We start from the raw sequence: 18015 nt of genomic DNA, 5'->3' as shown, positions 1-18015 counted from the left end.
CTAAAATTTACTAAAGCTTTCTAATTGTAACTTCATCAGTATAACAAGCATCAAAATTCTATGCTAGTTTAGGTAATATTTTTATAATGAAAATTCTTTACTACTCTTCTCACCCAAATCTGAACCTGGCAAGTCCGTCTGGCTATGGCACGCATATGAGGGAAATGATTGCTGCCTTTGAGGCCCTGGGCCATAAGGTGAAACCAGTCATAATGGGAGGGGTAGCCATGGATTCGAAAAGTCTTACGATTGAAGGCCGTAAAGGGTGGAAAAAAAAAGCGGCGAAACTTGTACCTGCCTACTTATGGGAATCTGCAAAAGATTACAGCTTACTGAAATTCGATACACATGCTAAGCAGGTACTCGAAAAGGCTGTAATAGCTTATCAGCCTGATTTAATTTATGAAAGGGCTGCTTATCTTCAGTTGTCTGGTGTTAACGTGGCGCAAAAGCATAACGTAAAGCACGTATTAGAAGTTAATGCGCCTTATGCGGAAGAGCGTATTGCCTTACAAGGCAAAAGTGTGTTTACTGGAAAAGGTGAGCTTTTTGAAAAAAGTCAGCTTGAGAAAGCAAACAGAATTGTTGTTGTATCCAGTGCCCTCAAAAAACATTTATCCTCCGTTCATAAAATTCCGGAAAAGAAATTTGTTGTCACTCCTAACGCCATTAACCCTGCCTTAGTAGAAAAAGGGAATGAACCTGATGTAGCTCAAAAACAACAAAGCGTGGCTGGTAAAGTGGTGATTGGTTTTGTGGGTTCTATTTTCCCCTGGCACGGCGTTGATTTATTGATCAGTGCTTTCAGTAAACTTACAGCCTCCACTAAAAAGCAACTGCACCTGCTTATTGTTGGCGATGGAGAAATACTGCCCCACCTTAAACAGCAGGCCGCTTCTTTAGGTCTGTCTGGCAAGGTAAGCTTTACAGGTAATGTTCCGCACCAGGAAGTGTTCGATTATATTGCGCAGATGGACATTTGTGTCAGCCCGAAGTCTCATTGGTACGGTTCTCCTGTAAAAATTTTTGAATACGGTGCATTAGGGAAAGCCATTATTGCCCCGGATAATGTACCTGTAAGAGATGTAATGGAACATAAAAAAACAGGGCTTCTCGTGCAGCCATCAGTTGAAAGTATACATGAAGCTCTTGCTATGTACTTACAGGATGAAACACTGCGCATGAACTGTGCCGCAAAGTTTAAAGAAAAGGTGTTGTCGGAGCATACCTGGCAACATAACGCAGCTAAAGTTATTGGGGCTATACAATGAGAGTAGCGTTATTAACAGATGGCCTATATCCGTATGTAGTAGGAGGGATGCAGAAGCATTCTTATTACCTGGCAAAGTACCTGGCCCGGAATAAAGTGCATGTTGATCTCTATCATACTGGCCCTGATGTAGCTAATACACTTCAGTTGGAAGGCTTTTCAGAAGATGAGCTTTCCTTCATTTCGCCCTGTTATATTCCTTTTCCTTCTCTTACGAAGCTACCAGGCCATTATGTGCTGGAATCTTATCAGTTTTCTTCTTCTGTTTATGAGCAACTGGTTTCTAGCACAGCAGTAGATTTTATATATGCCCAGGGTTTCACTGGCTGGAAAACAATAGAGAAAAAGAAAAGCGGGAGCATGCTTCCGCCTATAGGCGTTAATTTTCATGGTTTAGAGATGTTTCAACCAGCTCCAGACTTGCGTGTTAAATTACAGCATCTCTTATTAAGAGAACCGGTAAAGTATAATGTCAGGAACAGTGATTTTGTGTTTTCGCTTGGCGGTAAGCTAACAGAAATTCTGGAAGGTCTTACTTCAAAAAAAGTAGTTGAGATTCCTATCGGGATAGAGGAAAAGTGGATTAATGAGAAATTACCTCTAAAAAAAAACAGACCAGTTACGCTTGTATTTGTTGGGCGTTATGAAAGAAGGAAAGGTATAACTGAGCTTCAGGAAGCCTTGAATGAGCTGATTCGTACACATGATTTTAAATTTATTTTTATCGGCCCCATACCTACAGAAAAGCAACTTAAGCAGGAACGTATAAAGTATTCAGGTCTCCTGAATAAGGAGGATGAAATACAGGCTGTACTTAATTCTGCAGATGTTTTGGTATGCCCCAGTTACTCAGAAGGAATGCCAACCGTAATTCTGGAAGCAATGGCATGTGGCTTAGCCGTGGTTGCTACTGATGTGGGAGCCGTAAGTAAACTGGTAAGTTCAGAAACTGGCTGGCTAATAAAACCAGGTGATAAAGAAGCATTGCTTTCCGCTTTAACAGCCTCTGTTGTCGCTTCAGACAATGATATTGCCCTTAAAAAAGCTAATGCTGCTAATCTGATCTCCAGCCATTACACATGGAACAAGATTATCAAACAAACTATAGAGGTAATAAGTAATGTAACAACAGAAAAAGGAAATTGAACATTATAGGAGTCGCAGCGTTCCTGTCTTTTTCATGCAATAATGGCTAAAAAAATCATTTATACGGATGCTATTGGTTACCCGGAGAGGCGAAATTTTATAGATCTGCCACACGATAAGTTCTGCATTCAGAAAAGGCTAAACGCTTTCAGAATTCCTAATGCCCTATATTTCAAATACTACAAACGGTCAAATGACTTTCTGTTAAACAGCCACTTCGAGCCTGTAAACAGCCAAAACCTACACCATTTCTTTAATACAATCAGTTTTGGAAAGGCCCCTTGGGTAACCACTTTCGAAACCTTATTACCCAGGTGGGGAAGAGTGCCGGCATGGCTGGAGGAGAAGGGAGTGGAGCTGTTAGCTGGTGATACTTGTAAAAAGCTTATTGCCTTATCTGAATGCACGAGGGCGATACAGGCTAAGTATTTAGATAAGTTTCCGGCTTATAAAGATGCCGTCCTGGCTAAAACTGTTGTTTTACATCCTCCGCAAAAAGTTTTAATTAACGCATATGAACAGAAATACCTGCCTGATAGTCATCTTGTTATGACTATCGTGGGAGCAGACTTCTTCAGAAAAGGAGGGAAAGAAGTGCTGTTAGTGTTTGATGAGTTGCTAAAACGTAAAGCTCCTGTTAAACTGCAAATTGTGTCGTCGCTGCAGTACGGTGACTATGCCTCCAGAACCACTGCTGCTGATAAAGAGCAGGCTTTCCGGATAATAAATAAATATCCGAAAGCAATAACATTATATAAATCACTTCCTAATAACGAAGTTCTGGATTTGCTGCGCAACAGCCACCTCTGCCTTCTTCCCACTTACGCTGACACGTATGGATATTCTGTGTTGGAAGCTCAGGCAGCGGGATGCCCTGTTATTTCCACAGACATAAGGGCTTTACCTGAAATCAATAACAATAGTGCCGGCTGGCTTATCTCTGTTGCAAAAGATGAACTTGGCAATGCAGATTTAACTTCATTAGACTTCTTTTCCTGCCTGCTACAAGAAAAGCTGATGAACATAATTGAAAGTATATGTAATAAGCCTTCTTCTGTAAGAAGTAAAGGTGAATTAGCAGTTGCAAGGATAAAGGAACAACATTGTCCGGTAAAGCAAGCCCAAAAATTAGAGGCGATTTATGCTCGTTTCTTTTAGTTTACTGTCTCCGGTACAGGTTTAACCAATCAGGCTGTTTTAGGGCAGGTAATTTTTAATTATAAGTAAATGAATTCGTTTGCATTTTCTTTACCAGTAGTCTTAACCAGTTATTTGGCTTTAACTCATAATACACTTTATGTGCTAAAGTACGGGAGAACAGCTTTTTCTCACTTATATATTCTAGTAAACAATCTATATCCTGAGGGCAGGAGTTTAACATCTCATCTATATAAGGATGAACTACTTCTTTTGAGAACCAGTAATGAATAATTCCTCTATGGGCGCTTACGGCATTGTCACCAAAGATCAGTGAGAAAGATAACTGTTCGACTAATTTAAGAGGGTTTATCTTTTCAAGCTCATCATTTAAATTCAGAACATCTTGTATAAGCATAGCCTGTGCGCTTGCTATTCCAATAACTCCGGAGTTCCACATGTAGCTATTGCCTGTAACCTTAATGTTTCTTCCTGATTTTAAAGTAAACTGCTTGTTGCTAAAGGAATCATAATATGCTTTGTTATTGTAACACCCTTTGGTTTTAAGCTTATTTTCTTTTACATGTAGAACCAGTTTTCCTTTTTCAATACATGAAAAAAGGTAATCGATTTTCTTTGTGAACACTACATCTGTATCCACGAAAAGCATGTTTCCTTTATGAGTATGCAGAAACTCTTGTATAACAGCTATTTTTGTTCTTAAAAAAGACTTTGAACCAGTTGACCATTGCTCAATTTGCTTTTCGGAGAAGGGTATAATTTTTATCGAAACTGCTTTTTGTAAAAAAGTGTAGAGTTCTGGTGTATCTGAATAAATAACTATTGTAAATAAACTAATCTTTTCTTGCTTATAAACCTGAAGTAAAGATAAAATCGCTAATACAGCTTCTTTATTATAGCTTATGCCTTTCGCATAAAATAAAAGATAATTTTTCTCTTCCATTGCTTTATTAAATTTCGTATCCTGTTCTGAATCAAGGATGTGTCGCCCCTTCTTCAGTTGTGGAAACCATTCAGGTTTATTGAAGTAATCTTAAATATCTACTGGTTTAGAATACTGAAGATACTCGTCCAGTAGATCTAACACTTTCTCATCAACGTTTATATCAAATTTTCTCGCAAACAGATTAGGTTGTTTTTTTAAATGTTCAATATCTTTTGCTTGCCATACAACAGGATGTGGAACATCATAATTAGCATAATGTATTCTGGTGTTTAGTACTTTAGGTGCGAATTCAGAGTTCAAAAGAATAGTCTGGAAATACAATTCATCTGCACACAGGACATATTTAAAAAAGTTGTTCAGTTTTTTATTATTCCTGTATTCAGCTGTTACATACTCAGCTGCTTTCAAAGGTAGTATAAACTGAACTCTTCCAATGTAGGGTTGCATACCGTCTAAAAATTTCCGGCTTGGAAGAACTTTGGTTAGTAACCGAGGGATAAGTTTTTTTTTCTCCCAATCGAAATAGTCGCAAAAATAAAACCTGTTTAACCTGTTTGGTTTATTAGGGTCTGCATTAAAGCGACGGTTCTCAATAAGTATGCTGTCTTTATACTCCTCCTTCAGTAGTGTTCTAATATCCTGATTCGTTTTTAATGGATAGTCCTGGCCACTGAGAAAAAAAACATGATCAGGTTTATAAGGCAACACTGATTCAATAAGCTCTGCTGTAGCTCTGACAGCATTAAATCCTCCCCATCTTGTTCGGTATCTTTTCTCTTTAAAATGTATGTTATCACACCCAGGGTTACCTGACAAAACTATATTTTTAAAATCTTCTAATGGAACAGAGGCATCTAGATGTAGTGAAAAGATGGTGTTTTGCGTATTAAGCCTGTTTATTAACCTTGCTACCTGCTTAGGGTTTTTATGCACAAGAATAATATAGGCAATTTTCATAGTGGCTAAGTTGATGTGAATACATTAAGGTTATAATTTACAACCTTGTAATGAAAATATAATACATCAAATTTTAATTTTAGTTTTAATGCAACTAACTCACATGTTATAAGAACAAAGAAGTAAGTTTAAAAAATTAGACAAAGTTTAAGGTAAAACGTACGCTTATCATCTTCTTAACTGATTCAGCTTAATGCAATTTATAGATGAGCAATCCTTTTTTATAAAAGATACCTTTTCAGTTCGGCTACGTTTTCTGGTATCTTTCAGCTTTAAGAAGGTTGCCTATAAACCAAAAAAAGAAATTCAACTAAGTTAAAGAGCAGCTAAGCTAAAAACAAAAATTGCAGATTAGCATTAATGATGATATTTTGCAGTATAAATCTAACCTGATTGTTTTCTTACCTACTTCCATATAAATATTTATTAAGCAACTTACTGTTGTGGTTGCTACTCGGAATGGGTTTAGGCATTTTGTCTATTCCATTGATAGCCCTGCATGTTATTTATTTATATAATAAGAAACATATATTTGAAGTTTTTCTTGGCTTTTTCTTTATCTTATTGTTGTCTGATAGTAGAAACCATACTTTAGATTTTGCAAAAAGCTTAAAGGTAGTGTTAATGGTACTGCTGTTTCTGCCTTTTGTTTTGTCTAAACAATCTGTATTCAATCTATATTCAGCTTATAACTTCAGGCAGCCTTTTTTCCCCTTTATAATCTTCGCGTTCTTCTGCATCATATTCAGCCCTGTTCCTTTTACAGCAGCCCAAAAAACCCTTTCTTATTACCTGCTGCTTATAATTGTGCCTGTTATGTTTTATAGTCTTTATAAAACATATGGCGAATTCTTTTTGAAAGCCATTGTATACCTGGGAGCTTTTATTCTGGTTGCTGGGTATTTACTATTCTTCGCAAATCCATCTTTAGTAATGTATAATGCAGGAGGGCGATCTTCGGGAGCTTTAGGAAATCCAAATGGCCTGGGTATGTTCTGCTTTCTGTTCTTTATGCTGTTTTTTGTAATACAGCATTATTTCCCCGCTTTATTCAAGAAAAAAGAGAGGATAATAATTCTCTTCCTGATCTTCTCCTCCCTTTTATGGAGTGGTTCCAGGGGGCAGACTTTGTCTCTCCTGATATTCTTTGTTACACAGTTCCTGTCTAAGCGAAATAAAACTGTCGGACTGTTATTGTCTGCTGCTATCGGAATTATGCTGGTATCCATTGATATAGATATTGTGGCTATTGCACAGGCTTTAGGGTTTGAAGATTATCTAAGAGTAGAGACCTTAAATGCCGGTGGCGGTCGGGTAGTGGCCAGGGACTTTGCTTTTGAACAGATTCAAAAGAACTTTTGGATAGGAAAGGGATTTAGCTATACCGAGTACATTTATGGGCAGAACTATCTCAGGCTAAGTTTGCTGGGGCATGAAGGAAACGCACACAATGCTTTTCTCACCGTCTGGCTGGATACAGGTTTTATAGGCTTGCTGTTGTTTGTGCTTGGTTGGGGAATCCTGTTCCTGAAGGCTTCCCAAAACTCCTATTTAGCTTTTCCTATTGCCTTTGCCGTTATGGCATCTAATATGGTAGAGTCCTGGTTGATAGGTTCTCTTAACCCTTTTACTATTCAGTTACTAATGATACTGACACTATTGGTTTTTATCGTAAAAGATGCTCCTTCAGCGAGCCATAAACGAGTAAGGCATATCAGACCGAAGCCTTTTCCTGGATTTTCATCTCCTGCCAATGCCTTGGCGAAGTAGAACCTTATCTTTGTTGATATGTCATATAAACCAGATAGCATCCCAACAAAAATTCTTTTTCTTTACACAGAGCTTGCGGGGTATTTTATAGCCTGTGTGGAGGCTTTAATAAAAGAACACCAGGTAGAGGTGCATATGGTGCGTTGGCCAATTAATAAAGAAGCTCCTTTTCAACTGGCTATTCCGGATGGAGTGACCGTTTATGACAAACAGCAATACTCGCGGGAACAACTTATTCAGCTAAGCCAGGCCGTTGCTCCTGATCTGGTTTTCTGTACTGGCTGGATTGATAAGGATTACCTGGCGGTGGCAAGAACTTTTAAGAAACAGGTTCCTGTGCTGGTAGGGATGGATAACCATTGGCATGGCTCTGCCAGGCAACAAATCGCCCGCCTACTGGCTCCTTTTACACTGCAACGAATATTTACACATGCTTTTGTTGCCGGTGCCCCACAGCAAAAATACGCCCTTAAGTTAGGCTTCAGAAAACAGGATGTGCTGCAGGGATATTATTCCGCAGATGTAAGGCACTTCCAGAAGGCGTACCAGGAGTCGAAATTTTTAAAAGAAAATGTATTTCCTAAACGCTTTATATATGTTGGCCGTTATGTGCAGCAGAAGGGTATTCAAGACATGTGGGAGGCCTTTGTACAGTTACAGCAGGAGTTGCCCAATGATTGGGAGCTTTGGTGCCTGGGTACAGGTCCCTTAGAAGCAGAAGCAGCAAAGCACCCGAATATAAAACATGTTGGGTTTGTGCAGCCAGAACAAATGCAGGAGTACATTAGCCAGACAGGCGTATTTGTGCTACCTTCACATAAGGAGCCCTGGGGCGTGGTGGTGCATGAATTTGCAGCAGCTGGCTTTCCTTTGATCTGCAGTACTGAAGTAGGTGCTGCAACGGCTTTTCTGAAAGATAAGCTGAACGGCTATACCTTTGAGGCAGGCAATGTGGCTGAGCTAAAGCAGGCAATGAAAAAAGTGGTGCTGACTTCAGAAGCGGATTTGCTGCAGATGGGAGAGCAGAGTGTTACACTGGCTTTGCAAAATACACCATCAAAGTGGGCGGCAAAGCTGTTGGGGCTTGTGAGGAGGCAAAAGGAATAGCACAGCATAAGGTCCTTCTAATTAATAATTACTAATTGTAAACCAGGTATATGTGCGGTATTAACGGCATCTTAGGCTTTCCTGCGGCTAAGGCAGCACCTGTCATGCATGCCATGAGTTGTGCCATAGCGCATAGAGGCCCCGATGATGATGGTTCCTATCTGCAGGAGGGGGTGGCGCTGGGGCAAAGGCGCCTGTCTATTATTGATCTTTCTGTGGCAGGTCATCAGCCTATGATGAGTGCAGATGGTAATCTTGTACTGGTATTTAATGGAGAAATCTATAATTACCTGGAGCTAAAGCAGGAGCTGAAAGAGTACCCATTCCAGACACAGACGGATACGGAAGTTATACTGGCTGCTTTCAAGCGTTGGGGAAAGGAGTGTGTACACCATTTCAATGGCATGTTTGCATTTGCCATCCTCGACAAAACAAAGCAGGAGACGCTTATTTTCAGAGACCGGCTGGGCATTAAACCATTGTATTATTACCAGGATGATACTGTTATTCTGTTTGCCTCCGAAGTTCGTGCTTTACTGGAAAGTGGCTTAGTAAAGCGAAAACTGAATAAACCTGCGCTGGCAGATTATCTACGCTACCAGACAGTACATGCCCCTGAAACAATAGTACAAGGCATTAAGATGCTGATGCCCGGATGCTATATCCACTATATGGACGGGCATGCGGAATTCGGGCAGTACTGGGCACCGGAGAAAAAGTATTCCACAGAAGCTGCTTCTAAAGCTTACACCGAAATTAAGCAAGATGTGCATGATTTGCTTTTGCGGGCCGTAGAGCGAAGGCTCGTGGCCGATGTGCCCTTTGGTGCCTTCCTTTCCGGTGGTATAGATTCCAGTGCTGTGGTAGGCTTAATGAGCCAGGTGGCCAGGCATAAGGTAAAAACCTTTGCCGTTACCTTTGAAGAAGAAGCCTATAGCGAAGCGAAATATGCAGCCGCCATTGCAAAAAAATTCAATACAGATCATACTGAAATAAGGCTTACCCCAAACAATTTTCTTGATCTGATACCTTCGGCACTAAAAGCGATGGACCATCCAAGCGGTGATGGTCCTAATACGTATGTGGTATCAAAAGTTACCAAAGAGGCAGGGATAACGATGGCACTTTCAGGCTTGGGCGGTGATGAGTTGTTTGGTGGTTATGATGTGTTTAAAAGAATGGCGAAGCTGCAACAGTATCAGTGGGTAGGATCTGCTCCGCTGATGCTGCGTAAGTTGCTGGGGCAGTCGCTGAAGGCCGTTAAACCTTCTGTGGCTTCTGATAAGATCAGCCAGCTTTTAGCTCTTTCTTCCTGGCGATTAGACAAAACGTACCCCATTACCCGGCAGGTGCTTTCGGACAAGGTGATAGAGGAGTTGTTACAGCAGGTAACCTTAAAAGGAAACAGGGTAGAAGAAATAGTCGGCAATAGTCTGATGCTGCAAAAACAGCTGTCACAAAACCTTCCTATACTTAGCAAAGTATCACTGGCTGAAATAAACACATACATGCAGAACACCCTTTTAAGAGATACAGACCAGATGAGTATGGCGCATGCCCTGGAGGTACGTGTCCCTTTCCTGGATTATGAGCTGGTAGAATATGTGCTGGGAGTGCCTGATGTACATAAATATCCCTCAAGCCCAAAAAGGTTACTGACTGATGCCTTAGGCGACCTGTTGCCTATGGACATAGTTAACCGCCCAAAGATGGGCTTTGTGCTGCCCTGGCAAAACTGGCTAAAGCAGGAAATGAGAAGTTTTGCCAATAAAAAGCTTATAAATCTCGGACAGAGAGGAATAATAGATCCGGCTGCTTTACAGCATATCTGGAATCGGTTTTTAGCTGGTGATACCGCTGTTACCTGGTCTCGTGTGTGGTACCTGGTTGTGTTAGAGAATTGGTTAGAGGAGCATGGTATCGAAGCCTGAGGTATTAGTTTTTATTGACTGGTTTCTGCCGGGGTACAAAGCAGGTGGCCCTATAAAATCTGTTGCTAATATTGTGCTGAGCCTGAAAGATGAGGTGGATTTCAGCATTGTTACCAGTAATACTGATTTTGGCGAGCCGGTACCTTACGCAGGCATTACTCCAAACATATGGATGCCGCAACAAGGTTATCGGGTGATGTACCTGGATGCCCAACACCAGAAGCTTTCAACTTTTAAACAACTGATGCGGGAGCAACAGTATGATATAATTTACCTGAACAGCCTGTTTTCAATTAATTTTACCTTGCTGCCCTTACTCGCATATAAGTACAATCGCATTAGAAGCAAAGTTGTGCTGGCTCCACGCGGCATGCTGGGGCAGGGAGCACTGGCCATAAAAAATCAGAAGAAGAAAGTGTTCCTGCACTTATCAAAAGTTTTAGGATTGTTTAAGCATGTAACCTGGCATGCTTCCACGGCATTGGAGGCGGCAGAAATACAGGCAGCGTTCAGTCACAAAGCTTCGGTTAAAATAGCGACAAACATTGCTACTTTACCTGGCGTTCAGCATAAGCTCAAGTGCAAGTCTTCTCATTATACAAGCTTTTTCTTTCTTTCCCGCATCGCTGTTAAAAAAAACCTGTTGGGCGCTTTACATCTTTTAAGGGATGTTTCTTTACCTAATAAGGTAGATTTCCATATTATTGGCCCAGTTGAAGACGAAGTTTATTGGCAGGAGTGCCAGGCAGTAGTTAAAAAATTACCTGAAAACATACAGGTGCACAACCATGGCCCTGTTCCCAATCACCTGCTGCCTGGTTTGTTACAGGACTTCCACTTTATGCTTTTGCCTACCTTTAGTGAGAATTATGGACATGTGGTGGTGGAGTCATGGGCTAGTGGCTGCCCGGTGGTGTTAAGTGACCAGACGCCATGGCATAACCTGGAAGCAGCTAAAGTTGGCTGGGAGGTCCCGCTTAAACAAAAAGAGGCTTTCCTGCAGATTATAGAGCGCTGTATTCTGATGGAGAATGAGGAGTTTCAGCAGTGGAGCCGGCAGACACAGCACTATTTACAGCAAAAGGTAGTGACAAAAGAAATACTGGAACAAAACCGTAAACTCTTTAGCCTGCAAACATGATAGCAGAAGAGCAAAATAAGGTAAAACTAAATGCTTACAACAACGATTGGTATAAGCCCGGAGCCGGTACATTTAAACGCACGCTGTGGTATTTTGTGAACGTGCTGTTCTTTATTAATCCTCTGAATCCTGTAAGTTTTGTAAAGGTATGGCTGCTGCGTTTGTTTGGTGCTAAGGTAGGAGCAGGGGTAGTTATCAAGCCTAATGTAAACATCAAGTATCCCTGGCTGCTACATATAGGAAACCATGTCTGGATAGGAGAGGAAGTCTGGATTGATAACCTTACTAAAACCGTCATCTGCGACAATGTGTCTCTTTCGCAGGGAGCAATGCTTCTGACTGGCAGCCATAATTATAAAACTTCAACCTTCGATCTAATAATCGGTGAAATAAAATTACAGGAAGGAACCTGGATTGGTGCGAAGGCCATCGTATGCCCGGGCGTGACATGTGGTTCCCATAGTGTATTGGCTGCCGGTTCTGTGGCTACGCAAAACTTAGCCCCCTACACTATTTACCAGGGTAACCCGGCTTTACCGAAAAGGAAAAGAAATTTGATGATTGACTGAGCGAACAGAAACTAATATAAAGAATCTCTCAGCGGATATCCGAATCTTAAGCGTCTGTTCTCTATAAATAAAATAAACGAATACTGGATGCAAACATTATACAGGAAAGCGATTATAGCAGCAGTGGAAGCAGGCAAGCATGTACTTGAAGTTTATGCAGGTGATTTCAGCGTCGAGACTAAGTCTGACAATTCTCCTTTAACGCTGGCCGACAAAAAATCAAATGAGGTTGTCAAGGATGCTCTTGCTGATACAGGGCTTCCTTTTCTGAGCGAGGAGGGCAAACTTTTTTCCTATAGTGAGAGACGTGACTGGGCCTCTTTCTGGCTTGTGGACCCGCTGGACGGAACAAAGGAATTTGTAAAAAAGAGTGGGGAATTTACTGTTAATATTGCCCTTATTAAGCATGGGCAACCTGTTTTTGGCGTTGTCTATGTACCAGTAACAGGAGCTTTATATTATGGCGCAAAAGGAGAGGGAAGCTTTGTTTTTCATGCAGATGAGTTTCTAACCTCCGAAACACTGGAACAATATATATCTGATGCTACATCTTTGCCTGTACCAGGTAATGCATCGGCTTATACAATAGTGGCTAGTAAGAACCATTCATCTCCCGAAACAGAGGCCTTTATAGAAGAAAAAAGGAAAGCACACGACAATGTGCATTTAGTAAACGCCGGAAGTTCGCTTAAACTGTGCCTGGTGGCAGAAGGCAAAGCACAGGTTTACCCAAGATTGGCGCCTACTATGGAATGGGACACTGCTGCAGGACATGCCGTTGCAATTTTTGCTGGTTGCCGTGTTTATGATTTTGAAACAAAGCAGGAGTTGGTCTATAATAAAGAAAACTTATTGAATCCCTGGTTTGTGGTGGAAAGATGACACTTGTTCCCCTGAACCCTAAAAAACTACGGGCTAATGAAGCCTGAACATTACATGAGACTTTAGAATAAAACTACTACTGTGATTAAAACAGTTGTGTTATTAAATCCGTTGCTTATGGGGCTGCACAAAAAATTGCTACAATAGCAACTAAATACGTGAAACAGGGAAACTAATGAAGTAGAAAGATAAGAGTATCAGCTACTATTCTCCCTTGTTCAGGTACCTGTTGCGTGGCTTTATCAAATGAAGAGAAGTGAGTCCTTATAATCAGTTTGTTTTATAAAGTATAAAATTTATGGAAGAGAAGTTACACCTTGTTAAGCAGTGTTATAAAACCAGAAAAGGTGATAGAGAAGCCAGGAACGGGCATAAAGCCGGTTGTGTATGGTTTACTGGTTTGTCTGGCTCTGGGAAAAGCACTTTGGCTAACAAGGTAGAACAGGAGCTTTTTGCTAAAGGCTATATGACATATGTGCTGGATGGGGACAATATTCGACAGGGACTTTGCAAAGATCTTTCTTTCACTGAAGAAGACCGCATAGAGAATATTCGGAGGATTAGCGAAGTAGCAAAGTTGATGTGCGATTCAGGTATAGTGGTATTGGCTGCGTTCGTTTCACCTTTCCGTAAAGACAGGCGACTGGCGAAAGAACTGATAAGAGAAAACTTTCTTGAAGTTTATGTTGATGCACCTATTGAGGTATGTGAGCAGCGCGATGTAAAAGGATTATATGTAAAAGCAAGAAGGGGAGAAATCAGTGATTTTACGGGTATATCATCACCTTTTGAAGTGCCAGAGTTTCCTGATGTACATGTTCAAACCAATAAACTAAGTGTGGAGCAATCTGCTCAATTGGTTATTGACAAGATTCTGCCAAAGTTACAAATGGACTAGCTTTGTGTCTTTCTCTTTTCTAAGTTTTTCTCCAGGAGCAAAGGGTTTCTTTTTAACTTATCTTCTTTACAATAATTTACTTAAGCAATATTCCTGATGCTATTGATGCGGCTTGATGGTTCTGTTACTCTAATTAATTTCATACTTCAAGCCTCCTGAAAAATCAAACGCTAACGTACCTTGTGTAAATACTGTAGAAAGCACCTGTTTAAGCATAAATATCCTAGGAAAATAAAACTTTACCCTGTTTGGTTAGTATTTCTTTATAGTGTTGGCTGATAAGCACTTCTTAAGAAAACTATTATTCATGCGGCAGTTTGATCTATCCATAAGAGTTTGTCCTTCCTCAGTTATAAAAGTTATAGGCTGGATTGTGTTTACTACTATCGCTCTGGCAATTGTAGGGCTTTTTTTTAGGTTTTACATAGTTCATAATGATGTATATGGCCTGGTTCCTAAGTTCAACCTGGATGCTGAGAATACTGTTCCGGCTTTTGTTTCATCCATCAACCTGTTTATTGCTGCAGGAATTTTAGCGCTGATTAGTTTATTTAAGAAAAAGACCAAAGACAAATACTGGAAGCAATGGGTAATATTATCCTGTCTGTTTTTCCTGTTGTCATTAGACGAAGCTGCCAGTATTCATGAAATGATGGCTGGGCGAACTCAGGTTCTTTTGAATTTGCCTGGTGCCGCCTATTATACTGGTGTTATTTTATTTACAACCATCGTAATTCTCTTTCTGCTTTATTTCAAAAACTTCATTTTGATGCTACCCCATAAAACCAGAATGCGTTTTATGGTGGCTGGCACTGTATATATAAGTGGTGTTATAGGTGGAGAGGCGTTAGGCGGTTATACTTACGACTTGTACGGTATGGGTAGTATGACCTATAACCTTGCTGTAGTGGTAGAAGAATCATTAGAAATGTTAGGTATACTGCTTTTTATTAAAGCCCAGCTATGTTATATGGAAGAAAGTTTATTAGACAAAGGTGAATTGTTTCAATCTGTGCCAAATCACAAAAAGTCCGTAAAGCCTGCCAACAGGAGTGTGCCGATAGAAACAGTGTGAAATAGTTTTGATAGTTTAAACTATTGTAGCTGTACAATTTAGGCTAGCTTGTATAAAATAAAAGCTATATTTATATAAAAAATTTAAACATGTTAAAACATGTTATCGTTTAGTTGGATGGTCTTTGAAAGCTTATCTGATTGCTCATTGTTTTGAAAATATCCATCATTACTATTGTTTACAATAATTGCCAGACCATTGCAGATGCAATAGACTCTGTGTTAAGCCAGACTTATGCTGATATTGAATATATAATAGTAGATGGTTTATCTACAGATGGTACAGTAGAGATTATAAAAAGCTATGGAAATAAAATTTCAAAATTTATTTCTGAAAAAGACAAGGGCTTATATGACGCCATCAACAAGGGCATAGCCTTGGCTTCAGGTGACGTTATTGGTTTACTTCATTCTGATGATATCTTTTACAGTACTGATGCTGTTAAGTCGGTAGCAGAAACATTCCAGAAACATAAAGCTGATTGCCTTTACGCCGATTTACTGTATGTAGACCGCTTAAACCCGGAGAAGATTATTCGGAACTGGAAGTCTGGCAGTTACAAACGCAGTAGTTTTGTTCATGGCTGGATGCCTCCTCACCCTACCTTTTATGTAAAGAGATCAGTTTATAAGAACCTGGGCCTGTATGATACTTCATTTAAAAGTGCTGCTGACTATGAACTGATGCTTCGCTACCTGTACAAGCATAAAATCAGTACTTCTTATTTGCCACAATACCTGGTGCGGATGCGTGTTGGCGGAAAGAGTAATATTACCTTACGAAACCGTATTCAGGCAAATAACGAAGATTATCAAGCCTGGCTTGTTAATGGACTGGAACCTCGTTTTTACACCCGCTATCTTAAGCCGCTAAGGAAGCTGATGCAATTCTTTTAGTTTACATTCTGAAGATAATAGTTAACTATAGCTGTAGCCTTCTTTATCTGTATTCTCTTTACATCTAGAAGAAAGCTTCTATATCAATAATGTTTGCTGTTGTTTTTCGTGTTGCGTAAAGTCACATCCTAAATACTGGTTTAACGTATAGCTGACAGATTTTTAAACATTGATCCCAACTCTCTAAAATGAAACTATTGCAAGGCGGAGCACCAAAGTGCGGGAACTTTTGGCTGTATCAGATAATTCAGCAGGTTTTAGCCCGAACTGGTTATGATACGACAAGCTTTATCCAGACACAACCCATTTATTCGCTTGCAAAACAGTGGGATCTGAATTACCCTAGCCAGGCTAGTATCGATATGTTGGAGGTCACTGACTTGCAGTTCAGTTACCGCATCAGTAGTATTTTCAGGATGCCTATTGAAGACATCAAAGACTATGTTGCTCATACAAACCACGTATGGACGCATTCGCCTATCTGTAAGAGAAGCGCTGAATTATTGGAACTGTTTGATAAAAAGGTTTACATCATCCGCGACCCTCGTGACCGTGCTATATCTGCCTCTAAGTATTATACTTCTGACTATATGTTAAAGTATTACCCACAAGAGGAAAAGGAGCCCGCCCTTTTTTTGGAGAAGAACTTTGAAAAGCTAATGCTGGAGTGGGTGTGGCATGTATATGATCATCTTCGCCTAAGCAAGGTTCACAATTTACACATCGCTTTATATGAAAGCTTTTTACTTGACTTTCAGCAGGAGCTGGCACGACTGGTGGAATACTTAGGGATTGAACTTGATGATTACCAAAAAGAAGAATCACAGGAGGCAGTGAGCTTTTCGACATTACAACAAAAAAACCCGAAGCATCTTAAGAAAGGTCAGGCAGGTTACTGGATGGACCACTTGTCGGATGAGCAAATAGAAAAAGCTGATGTTATTGCCGGGCCTCTGATTCGCTACCTGAATTATCCAGTTGAAAAGAACATGCCTATGTCCTTTTCAACTGAATTTATGCATCATGATTTTGAACAGTTAAAGCAGGAGATCATAGCCTCTCAGGAAGTGCTATATCAAAATTGAATGTTATTACCAAACTCCCAGTTGCCTGCCAATGGTTTTAAGCTGTCCTATGTGGTAGCCAGTATGATGTAATGTTGTCATAGCTGCCCAGGAGAAGGTTTTTCCATTAGCCTGTACTTTATAAAGGTCTGCACCTGTATGCCTGACTATCCCGATCATCTCATGCAACTCTTTTTCAAATTGATCGATGGCACTATTCCATTCCTGTTCGCTGGCTGGTACATGGTTTTCGGGCCAATGCGCGTCCGGCCATACCTCTAAATTTTCATCCGGATCTTTCATAAAGCTAAGTAGTGTCATTTGCCTTGCCCGAATGTGCCCTAACAGTATCCAGGCAGAAAAATGGAGCCCATCCAGAATAACACCGGCTTTACTATAATCAAATTCACGTAATAATATAACAGATGGAGCAAAGCCTCCTTTTAACAGTTCAACTAACTGTTCTCTTACAAGTTTATCAGTATCGTCATTCAAAGCCATAATACTTTTATAGTGTTCTGATTTCAAAAGAAGTGAAACGGCTTTTCAGCTTATAGGTTTATTGTTGGTAAAGAAGTAACAATAATTAGCTGTATTGTTGATTCAATTTAATAGATACTATATGCTTAGTCCAGTTATACCCTCTCGAATAGTTGCCCTTCATACAAGTACTGCAGATTTATAAAGGTGAACNCGGCAGGGCCTTTGGCGGGCCGGGAGAATATCTCTGAAAAAAAATACCGGGGGGTATTGCGGGGGAAGAAAAGATGCTTACCTTTGCGCTCCCGTTCAGCAGGAAGGGGGCAGGTTTAACACAGGCCGTGCAGCGAGAAAAAAAAACTTACCTCGGGGCTTGCAGGGAGCGAAAAGATGCTTACCTTTGCAGCCGCTTCCGGAAGGAAGGGAAGAGGGTCAGGCCAACAGGGCCGGCTAAAAAAAAAGAAAATATTTTTGCATAACATTTGGCAGATTCGGAAAACTTTCCGACATTTGCACTCCCGAAAACAACGACAGGTTGTGGCGGGGAGACGACAGCGCCGGGTGCGGCGCTCAACAGAAAGTGAGGGAAGCTCCTTTCGTGAAGTTCTTTGAGAGATTGCTTGAGACAGAAATAGGAAAAACAGGTAGATTCTTTAGCGTAGAGGGAGTGATATCCCCTGCGTCGATTCCATTAGAGGAGAAAAAGAGACAGGGCCGGGACAGAC

General features: G+C 40.5%; 16 protein-coding genes. 13 read left to right on the top strand and 3 right to left on the bottom strand.

Features of this window, described 5'->3' with window-relative positions; genetic code table 11:
- Window positions 1–86 precede the first annotated feature (86 nt).
- The 3 genes from LN995_RS12910 to LN995_RS12900 are packed head-to-tail and all read left to right on the top strand — an operon-like array spanning window position 87 to window position 3574.
- Entirely contained in the window at window positions 87–1271 is a 1185-nt protein-coding gene (locus LN995_RS12910) for a glycosyltransferase family 4 protein (protein ID WP_229961497.1), read from the top strand.
- Window positions 1268–2416, top strand: a complete 1149-nt coding sequence (locus tag LN995_RS12905) for a glycosyltransferase family 4 protein (protein ID WP_229961496.1) — start codon at window positions 1268–1270, stop codon at window positions 2414–2416. Before LN995_RS12910 ends, LN995_RS12905 begins: the two co-directional genes overlap by 4 nt.
- 42 nt (window positions 2417–2458) lie before the next feature.
- Complete coding sequence (locus LN995_RS12900) at window positions 2459–3574, top strand: glycosyltransferase family 4 protein (RefSeq protein ID WP_229961495.1); 1116 nt, start codon at window positions 2459–2461, stop codon at window positions 3572–3574.
- Between the two features lie 55 nt (window positions 3575–3629).
- Here LN995_RS12900 and LN995_RS12895 read toward each other — a convergent pair whose 3' ends face one another.
- Both LN995_RS12895 and LN995_RS12890 read right to left on the bottom strand, forming a co-directional pair.
- Window positions 3630–4517 carry a glycosyltransferase gene (locus LN995_RS12895; RefSeq protein WP_229961494.1) on the bottom strand — a complete coding sequence of 296 codons (888 nt, stop codon included), beginning with the start codon at window positions 4515–4517 and terminating at the stop codon, window positions 3630–3632.
- Window positions 4518–4607: 90 nt separating this feature from the next.
- Window positions 4608–5477 carry a beta-1,6-N-acetylglucosaminyltransferase gene (locus tag LN995_RS12890; protein WP_229961493.1) on the bottom strand — a complete coding sequence of 290 codons (870 nt, stop codon included), beginning with the start codon at window positions 5475–5477 and terminating at the stop codon, window positions 4608–4610.
- Window positions 5478–6293: 816 nt separating this feature from the next.
- Between LN995_RS12890 and LN995_RS12885 the strand changes: the two genes are divergently transcribed.
- The 10 genes from LN995_RS12885 to LN995_RS12840 all read left to right on the top strand — a co-directional run bounded on the left by LN995_RS12885 (window position 6294) and on the right by LN995_RS12840 (window position 16831).
- Window positions 6294–7247: an O-antigen ligase family protein gene (locus LN995_RS12885; protein WP_229961492.1), complete on the top strand. Its 954-nt coding sequence runs from the start codon at window positions 6294–6296 to the stop codon at window positions 7245–7247.
- Window positions 7248–7265: 18 nt separating this feature from the next.
- The gene (locus LN995_RS12880; RefSeq protein WP_229961491.1) at window positions 7266–8354 is read left to right on the top strand and encodes a glycosyltransferase family 4 protein; all 1089 of its coding nucleotides are present in this window, start codon (window positions 7266–7268) and stop codon (window positions 8352–8354) included.
- A 50-nt stretch (window positions 8355–8404) separates the two neighbouring features.
- Window positions 8405–10285, top strand: coding sequence for an asparagine synthase (glutamine-hydrolyzing) (asnB, locus tag LN995_RS12875; RefSeq protein WP_229961490.1), 1881 nt, complete (start codon window positions 8405–8407; stop codon window positions 10283–10285).
- Entirely contained in the window at window positions 10269–11426 is a 1158-nt protein-coding gene (locus tag LN995_RS12870) for a glycosyltransferase (RefSeq protein ID WP_229961489.1), read from the top strand. The genes asnB and LN995_RS12870 overlap by 17 nt, the downstream gene beginning before the upstream one ends.
- Window positions 11423–11995, top strand: coding sequence for a WcaF family extracellular polysaccharide biosynthesis acetyltransferase (locus tag LN995_RS12865; protein WP_229961488.1), 573 nt, complete (start codon window positions 11423–11425; stop codon window positions 11993–11995). Before LN995_RS12870 ends, LN995_RS12865 begins: the two co-directional genes overlap by 4 nt.
- Window positions 11996–12082: 87 nt before the next feature.
- Entirely contained in the window at window positions 12083–12877 is a 795-nt protein-coding gene (cysQ, locus tag LN995_RS12860; RefSeq protein WP_229961487.1) for a 3'(2'),5'-bisphosphate nucleotidase CysQ, read from the top strand.
- A 298-nt stretch (window positions 12878–13175) separates the two neighbouring features.
- Window positions 13176–13775: an adenylyl-sulfate kinase gene (cysC, locus tag LN995_RS12855; protein ID WP_229961486.1), complete on the top strand. Its 600-nt coding sequence runs from the start codon at window positions 13176–13178 to the stop codon at window positions 13773–13775.
- Window positions 13776–14082: 307 nt separating this feature from the next.
- Complete coding sequence (locus tag LN995_RS12850) at window positions 14083–14850, top strand: hypothetical protein (protein ID WP_229961485.1); 768 nt, start codon at window positions 14083–14085, stop codon at window positions 14848–14850.
- Between the two features lie 152 nt (window positions 14851–15002).
- Window positions 15003–15746, top strand: coding sequence for a glycosyltransferase family 2 protein (locus tag LN995_RS12845; protein WP_229961484.1), 744 nt, complete (start codon window positions 15003–15005; stop codon window positions 15744–15746).
- 188 nt (window positions 15747–15934) lie between these two features.
- Window positions 15935–16831, top strand: coding sequence for a sulfotransferase domain-containing protein (locus tag LN995_RS12840; RefSeq protein WP_229961483.1), 897 nt, complete (start codon window positions 15935–15937; stop codon window positions 16829–16831).
- A 6-nt stretch (window positions 16832–16837) separates the two neighbouring features.
- Here the strand turns inward: LN995_RS12840 and LN995_RS12835 are convergent, their stop codons facing one another.
- A complete protein-coding gene (locus LN995_RS12835; RefSeq protein ID WP_229961482.1) occupies window positions 16838–17338 on the bottom strand; it encodes a hypothetical protein in 501 nt (166 codons plus the stop codon).
- Window positions 17339–18015 lie beyond the last annotated feature (677 nt).

It is taken from the genome of Pontibacter silvestris, assembly GCF_020907275.1.
Lineage (GTDB): Bacteria > Bacteroidota > Bacteroidia > Cytophagales > Hymenobacteraceae > Pontibacter > Pontibacter silvestris.
This window is presented reverse-complemented; position numbering and strand designations above follow the sequence as displayed.

What these genes read in the sequence shown, in the direction of transcription:
- LN995_RS12840 (WP_229961483.1), top strand. Translation starts at nt 15,935, where the DNA reads ATGAAACTATTGCAAGGCGGAGCACCAAAGTGCGGGAACTTTTGGCTG.
- cysC (WP_229961486.1), top strand. Translation starts at nt 13,176, where the DNA reads ATGGAAGAGAAGTTACACCTTGTTAAGCAGTGTTATAAAACCAGAAAA.
- LN995_RS12905 (WP_229961496.1), top strand. Translation starts at nt 1,268, where the DNA reads ATGAGAGTAGCGTTATTAACAGATGGCCTATATCCGTATGTAGTAGGA.
- asnB (WP_229961490.1), top strand. Translation starts at nt 8,405, where the DNA reads ATGTGCGGTATTAACGGCATCTTAGGCTTTCCTGCGGCTAAGGCAGCA.
- LN995_RS12890 (WP_229961493.1), bottom strand. Translation starts at nt 5,477, where the DNA reads ATGAAAATTGCCTATATTATTCTTGTGCATAAAAACCCTAAGCAGGTA.
- LN995_RS12885 (WP_229961492.1), top strand. Translation starts at nt 6,294, where the DNA reads ATGTTTTATAGTCTTTATAAAACATATGGCGAATTCTTTTTGAAAGCC.
- LN995_RS12880 (WP_229961491.1), top strand. Translation starts at nt 7,266, where the DNA reads ATGTCATATAAACCAGATAGCATCCCAACAAAAATTCTTTTTCTTTAC.
- LN995_RS12895 (WP_229961494.1), bottom strand. Translation starts at nt 4,517, where the DNA reads ATGGAAGAGAAAAATTATCTTTTATTTTATGCGAAAGGCATAAGCTAT.
- LN995_RS12850 (WP_229961485.1), top strand. Translation starts at nt 14,083, where the DNA reads ATGCGGCAGTTTGATCTATCCATAAGAGTTTGTCCTTCCTCAGTTATA.
- LN995_RS12900 (WP_229961495.1), top strand. Translation starts at nt 2,459, where the DNA reads ATGGCTAAAAAAATCATTTATACGGATGCTATTGGTTACCCGGAGAGG.
- cysQ (WP_229961487.1), top strand. Translation starts at nt 12,083, where the DNA reads ATGCAAACATTATACAGGAAAGCGATTATAGCAGCAGTGGAAGCAGGC.
- LN995_RS12910 (WP_229961497.1), top strand. Translation starts at nt 87, where the DNA reads ATGAAAATTCTTTACTACTCTTCTCACCCAAATCTGAACCTGGCAAGT.
- LN995_RS12865 (WP_229961488.1), top strand. Translation starts at nt 11,423, where the DNA reads ATGATAGCAGAAGAGCAAAATAAGGTAAAACTAAATGCTTACAACAAC.
- LN995_RS12870 (WP_229961489.1), top strand. Translation starts at nt 10,269, where the DNA reads ATGGTATCGAAGCCTGAGGTATTAGTTTTTATTGACTGGTTTCTGCCG.